General features: G+C 47.7%; 7 protein-coding genes. All 7 read right to left on the reverse strand.

Annotated features, from left to right (window positions below; translation table 11 throughout):
* A partial coding sequence (locus HPY74_19275; GenBank protein ID NSW92752.1) for a hypothetical protein occupies positions 1-880 on the reverse strand: 880 nt, incomplete at its 3' end.
* Positions 792-1,781: a site-specific DNA-methyltransferase gene (locus HPY74_19280; GenBank protein ID NSW92753.1), complete on the reverse strand. Its 990-nt coding sequence runs from the start codon at positions 1,779-1,781 to the stop codon at positions 792-794. The genes HPY74_19275 and HPY74_19280, both read right to left, overlap by 89 nt.
* Complete coding sequence (locus HPY74_19285; GenBank protein ID NSW92754.1) at positions 1,771-3,144, reverse strand: helicase; 1,374 nt, start codon at positions 3,142-3,144, stop codon at positions 1,771-1,773. The genes HPY74_19280 and HPY74_19285 overlap by 11 nt, the downstream gene beginning before the upstream one ends.
* Positions 3,131-3,532, reverse strand: coding sequence for a nucleoside 2-deoxyribosyltransferase (locus tag HPY74_19290; protein ID NSW92755.1), 402 nt, complete (start codon positions 3,530-3,532; stop codon positions 3,131-3,133). Before HPY74_19290 ends, HPY74_19285 begins: the two co-directional genes overlap by 14 nt.
* Before the next feature lie 19 nt (positions 3,533-3,551).
* The gene (locus tag HPY74_19295; protein ID NSW92756.1) at positions 3,552-4,574 is read right to left on the reverse strand and encodes a hypothetical protein; all 1,023 of its coding nucleotides are present in this window, start codon (positions 4,572-4,574) and stop codon (positions 3,552-3,554) included.
* Positions 4,575-4,576: 2 nt separating this feature from the next.
* On the reverse strand, positions 4,577-4,771 hold the full coding sequence (locus HPY74_19300) for a DUF3343 domain-containing protein (protein ID NSW92757.1): 195 nt from the start codon (positions 4,769-4,771) through the stop codon (positions 4,577-4,579).
* A 29-nt stretch (positions 4,772-4,800) separates the two neighbouring features.
* A partial coding sequence (locus HPY74_19305; protein ID NSW92758.1) for a hypothetical protein occupies positions 4,801-5,778 on the reverse strand: 978 nt, incomplete at its 5' end.

Genomic DNA, 5,778 nt, shown 5'->3' on the forward strand with positions numbered 1-5,778 from the left:
AAGTGTACCTGGTCAGGCTATCATCAACCGGGGAGTACAGGTCCGGTAAAAACTTGGATATAGCTTCGCTGATGCTGTAGCAGCGGCAGAAGGTTCCAACGATACCCTGTTTGGTAGTCGGCTCCTCCATTTTCTTCGAGGATTGCCGCCCAGGCTTATCATTTTCATGTCTGGGCCACTGTAACGGATCCCGCCAATCTTCATACTCCGCCAGGACTGCATCCACGTCGAGCTGACTGCCTTCTACAATTTCCAGGACTGGTTCTGCGTCCTTGCTGCAGCTGGGTAGATACATAAGCCGGTGGACTTCAAAAGTTGTCTTATCAAAATAGTTAAGACCGATATTATCGGCTATTTTTCGGCTGACAGCTGCGTACTCGTCCGGGTTCATGGACCTGTCGGCCGGGATAACTAGCCGGTATTTTTGCTTTTGAGGCCTGTGGCTATGTGTCGAGTAGATAACGTACGAAGTGCCCCCCAGAACCAGGTCACAGGCAAATATAAATTCATCATTGGCATGATCGGCATCCAGGGTGATTAAGCTCCGAGTGTCGATATTTTCCTTTTTCCTGCGCCCGCCCCGGACCAGACCACCTACGAAAGCAGGACCATCTTTGATTTTCCCGCGTCGGATGTTGTCCAGCTTATCGTATCTGGCCATAGTCTCTTCGGTACGCCGAATCTTACTGAGCATACCGACGAATTCATCCCAGGTAAGGTATTGCGGTTTCCAGTTCATATCTGCTCGGTATTTTCCAAAACTGATGTCCAGTTCTTGCATAGGCGTTCTCCTATTCCAGTAAAGCGTTGAATGCTTCTTGGGCAGCCATGCGCAGGTTATTGACGGCCAGCTTGTAATAGTTTTCTTTAAGTTCAACACCTACAAAGCGCCGGCCCATTTGAATAGCCTGGTATCCTTCGCTACCGATGCCTGCGAATGGGCTGAATATGATATCCCCCGGGTTACTCCAAAGCTCTAAGCTCCTGGCTATTACATCCAGCTGCAAAGGGCAGATATGCCGCTCGTCTCTTTCATCGCGGGCAGACTTAAATTGGAGAGTGTTGCTTTGCCGGATGTCCATCCATACTGGAGATGCGTAACGTCTCCAGACTTGATGCGAATACACCGGGTCCCCCACGTAGGCCTTTTTTACTGCTGCTGCTGCTGCTTTATCCGGTTCTGGACGTGACACCCTGGGGGCTTCAGGCTCGTTTTCTCCATAGAATTGACTTAATCCATCGGAGTGCCTAATGGGCTCAGGATTATCCCCGGGCTTTCGCATGGTTATCAGATAATCAGGCAAACCCTGTCTGCACATCGCTGAATCTTTCTCCAGCTGCTTGTGCAGGAGCCCCAGGGCTTTGGTTCGTGTTGCTTCGATGAGCGGATCTTTCCATATCACAACTTTGGAATGCCATATAAAACCGGCTTCTTCAAAAGCTTGACGTAACTGCGCCGGGAAATCCTTTAGTCCTATATAGCCGTCTCGAGATTTCATAGCTGGGATGTCCATACAATGGAAAGACACCAGCCGCCCGGGCATAATTACTCTGTATAATTCCTTTATAAAAAATTTGAAGTGTTCAAAAAACTCTTCGTTACTCCGGCTATTCCCCATATCCCGATCACTGTTTGAGTACACATACAGCGATGCAAATGGAGGGGAAAAGATAGAATAATGGATACTGCTATCTGGCAATCCCCGGGTTATTTCCACACAATCGCCATTGTATATTGCAAAGTCAGGTTCTATAACCTGGTCTATGGCTTTAACATGCAAACTTCTCACTCCTTAACCATGACGGTACCACCAGGGGTTTCCCCGCGTTGTACTCAGTCACGTCACGCTCTGTAGCGCGGATTTGTTCAGAGGTAATATCTTTGGTATACTTCACCATCTCACTGACCATTCTGCGGAAATCCGCCTCTTTACGCTTGATATTTTCCGCTGTGGCTCCCTCCCTGGTTGTAGTAATCATATGAACATTGACCGGATTAGTCTGGCCGAATCTATAACAGCGCCTAATTGCCTGAAATACCTGTTCAAAACTATCGGATAAGCCTACAAAGGCCATGTCAGCACAGTGCTGCCAATTCATGCCGAATCCGGCTATCTGGGGCTTTGTGACCAGTACACGAATTCTCCCTGAGGCAAAGTCGAGCATGGCTTTTTCCTTATGAGCAGGTCGATCACTGCCTTTGATCTCTACTGCTCCAGCTATAGACTTAGTAAGTAATTCAGATTCTGCATTGAGGTCACACCAGACCAGGAAGGGGTTACCTCTTGCGTTCACAATCTCGGCGCATGCGGTTACACGTTCCTGGATGGTTTCCCTTCTGGCTTTTTGCCGCTGGGACAATGTTTTTGCAACATCTCCGTCGGCATCGATTATATGGTCGATAATGTTAAGTGGAGGCAGGTTGTACCTGTCATCCTGATAACTCAGATCAGAAGGTTTCTCCAGCATGACACCCCAGGAGGCTACCCACTCCCAGAAGGTATCTTCTGCATGACCTTTAAGCCGCCATTTGGATGTGTCCCCGCCGTCATGGACGAAAAACATAGCAAGCATTTCATTGCGGCTCATAACCCCTAAGAATTCCGAATGATTCCCCAGTTCCATATAATCGTTTGGAGCCGGCGTGGCAGTGCAGGCCAGCCGGTAAGGTGTAAAACCAAAGGATTCGATCAGTTCATTTCTTATCTTCCCGGTAAAGGATTTAAGGATGGAGCTTTCATCCAGTACGATTCCATCAAATAAGACCGGTTCAAATTTATGCAGCATTTCATAATTGGCTATGTTGATCCCCGGCTTCACATCATCCTGGCCCCGGCAGATCGTGGCGGCGTAGCCCATCTGCACTGCTTCTCGCTGTGTCTGAGCAGCTACAGCCAGAGGAGCTAAAATCAGCACATCCCCGTCAGTTTCCTGATGCACTCTCCTGCTCCACTCTAACTGCATCCGAGTCTTACCCAGGCCGGTGCCAGCGAATATAGCTGCCCGGCCTTTCCGCAGTGCCCAGTGAACTATGTCTCTCTGAAAGTCGAACAGGCTGCTATGCAGGAAGCTCCTATCCATATAAAATCCTGTCGGCTGCATCTCAAGGCGTTTGTTATTGAGGAAGGTTTCATAGTTTGACATAGAGCAATAATTCCTCCATTAGTGCTAAGGCGTCACCGACTACGCGGGTTATGCAGGTGTTCCAGTAAAAGGCGCATGTTCTGTCATCCTGTTCAAAATGGGCTTCGGTTTCAGCCCAGATAACTATAGTCTTTTTCAAAGCAATAGCTGCTCCTAGCTCCGCATGGGTGCCACGCCCACCAGGTAGAACGACAATAACGATATCAGCAACAGCTACACCCTTGATCTCGTTTTCAGCTACTTCCTGGAGCCGCTGCTCTCCCTGGTCTTTAACGGATCCATGGGTAGTCCAGTCATAGGTATGCTGCCAGCCCATGGACTTCAAGACTTTAGCGAGTAATGCTACCCTTGCGGCGTTTTCTAATTTGCTTGCTATATAAAACTTCATGAATTCACCTCTCCGATGTTTAAGCCGGGGGTATATCTTCCCATTTGATTCCGATATAATCCAAAACTTTACCCCAGCCATATTTCTCTCCTGCACTTTCATCAGTTACGCATTCATACATCCAGAAGTGCCATTCTTTAGGGCTTGTTTCCCGTAGTCTGTCGAAGCGATGAGGCCTTTTTTCAATATGAATGCCAAAACCGCACATAGTACACCCTGTTCTTTGGGCTTTAGTAGTCCTTAGCGTACCATCCGGATCTTGGATTATTTCACCATAAATGGCCGGAACGGGTGTATTGAGTTCAATGGCTAACTGTAAAATGTCCTGTCGGTTAAATATTGCAAAAGGACAGCTCCTGGTTACCGTTTTGCCAAAGTAATTACAGCCATGCTTAACTAAGGCCTTTTCGCGTTGGCCGCCTTCACTGGCCATAAGCCCCATATATGGCTTTAAGCCGTTTTGCTTTGCCCAATCGTCAGCAGGTTTTTCTTTCATGTAATAACAGCAGTCAGCTGATACCTTGAAAGGTGCCGTTTGATAATTAGTTCCGTACTTCTCATTTTCAGGACCACCAAATAGGTTCAACCACTTTTGTGGTAGTTTCATCCGGGTCCCTTTTCTAAACCCTCCCTGTTTCCCAGTTTCTCCAGTCATAATGGCATGTCTGACTGTCGCATTTTTCTCAGAAGGCTTTTGCAGCATCTTAATCTTTCCGGCTTTTTCTTTGCTAATTACAGGAAAGCCGCATTCCCGAATAACTTGAACCTTGCTTTTGTAAGGTGTAAGAAGAACAAAGTTATCAAACTGCCGGTGTATCTGTTGTATGCTTTTATCCTCCAACCCCGATACCGATATACCTGTAATATTCGGGTTTACGTACTTTCTAAGGAAAATAAGTAAGGTGATGCTGTCGAGGCCACCAACAGAACAAAAAACTCTCCCGTTCATAGCTTCATAAAACTCCTGAGCTCGGGTAATTGCATGCTTTTTTTTGTATTCATAAGGCATTGTTTGTAATGCTCTAAATTCTAATGGGTCCATATTTACATCTCCCCTGCAAAACTCCACTGGATACCGGCACTTTCTAACTTTGATAAAAGTTCATTCTTGTCACCTTTTATTCGTATGGATAATCCGCAACTAGCCGATATCTTCCTGGGTGTGGGTATTAATTCTCCTTGGGGTAAAAGCTTTGATGCTTTCAAAGCGTGGATAGTTGAATTAAAACTGATTATCATATGTCTACCTCCCGTGATACGGGCAAATATTAATCCTTTTGATAAAAGCTGCACTCGAAGCCGGCTGCTGTTAATGGCAGGCCAGGGGCCCAGGATATAGGCCGGCTCATTACAGCTGTAACGTGTTCTATAGATCCGGTTCCGATTGGGACATCCAGGACCACTTCGTCATGCACGTGCATCACGATTTTGTAGCCTTCCTGGTCCAGCCGCATCATGCTTACGGCCAAACAATCACGGGCAATGGCCTGTACAAGGTTTTCAACCAGGCGGCCGCCATACGTCCGTTGAGAGGTCCATTTCTTTTTAACCTGGTCCATCCCGTCAAAGACGACCCCTTCTCTACCATAGTTCGGGTCAGGCTTAACCCTTGGATTTACATAGGCCAGGCTCCGCCCACTTGGTAGGTCAGCAAATAGCACTCCTGCTTCATATCGGTACTGTACTCCATGGGCCAGTTTAACTGTGGTTTTACCCCTAACCGCCTCGACAGCTGCTTCTTGAGCTGCCTTCCATAGGCTCACGATATTGGGATTAGCTTGTCGCCATTGCCGGATTATCCCCGGCAGGTCGTCTTCCGGAATACCGCTTGTTAATGCGCCCATTGCTATAAGTGCCGGTGGCCCTCCCTGGTATCCGCAAGCCAAGGTGGCCACTTTCCCCTTGGGCCGCAGAGCATAATTCTCATGACCCTTGGCGATAGTCTCAATGGGCACTTTGAACATCTGAGCAGCTGTGGCTTCATATATTTTTCCATGGCTACGAAAGACGTCCAGCACCCAGTTTTCATCAGCCAGCCAGGCGATTACACGGGCCTCGATAGCACTGAAGTCAGATACTATAAACCGGCATCCTTCGGATGGCACTATGGCAGTCCTGATGAGCTGAGAGAGGATAAATGGAGGCGCGCCGTATAACATTTCCATAAAATCAAAGTCACCACTGTGCAACGTTTCCCGGGCTAAGGCCAGATCTTCGACTTTGTTTTGAGGTAAATTGTGCGGCTG

Source organism: Bacillota bacterium (genome assembly GCA_013314855.1).
In the GTDB taxonomy this organism is placed as follows: Bacteria; Bacillota; Clostridia; order Acetivibrionales; family DUMC01; genus Ch48.

Bases quoted from the DNA above. Each gene is read 5' to 3' on its own strand.
- HPY74_19290 (NSW92755.1), bottom strand. From the start codon at position 3,532: ATGAAGTTTTATATAGCAAGCAAATTAGAAAACGCCGCAAGGGTAGCA.
- HPY74_19300 (NSW92757.1), bottom strand. From the start codon at position 4,771: ATGATAATCAGTTTTAATTCAACTATCCACGCTTTGAAAGCATCAAAG.
- HPY74_19295 (NSW92756.1), bottom strand. From the start codon at position 4,574: ATGGACCCATTAGAATTTAGAGCATTACAAACAATGCCTTATGAATAC.
- HPY74_19285 (NSW92754.1), bottom strand. From the start codon at position 3,144: ATGTCAAACTATGAAACCTTCCTCAATAACAAACGCCTTGAGATGCAG.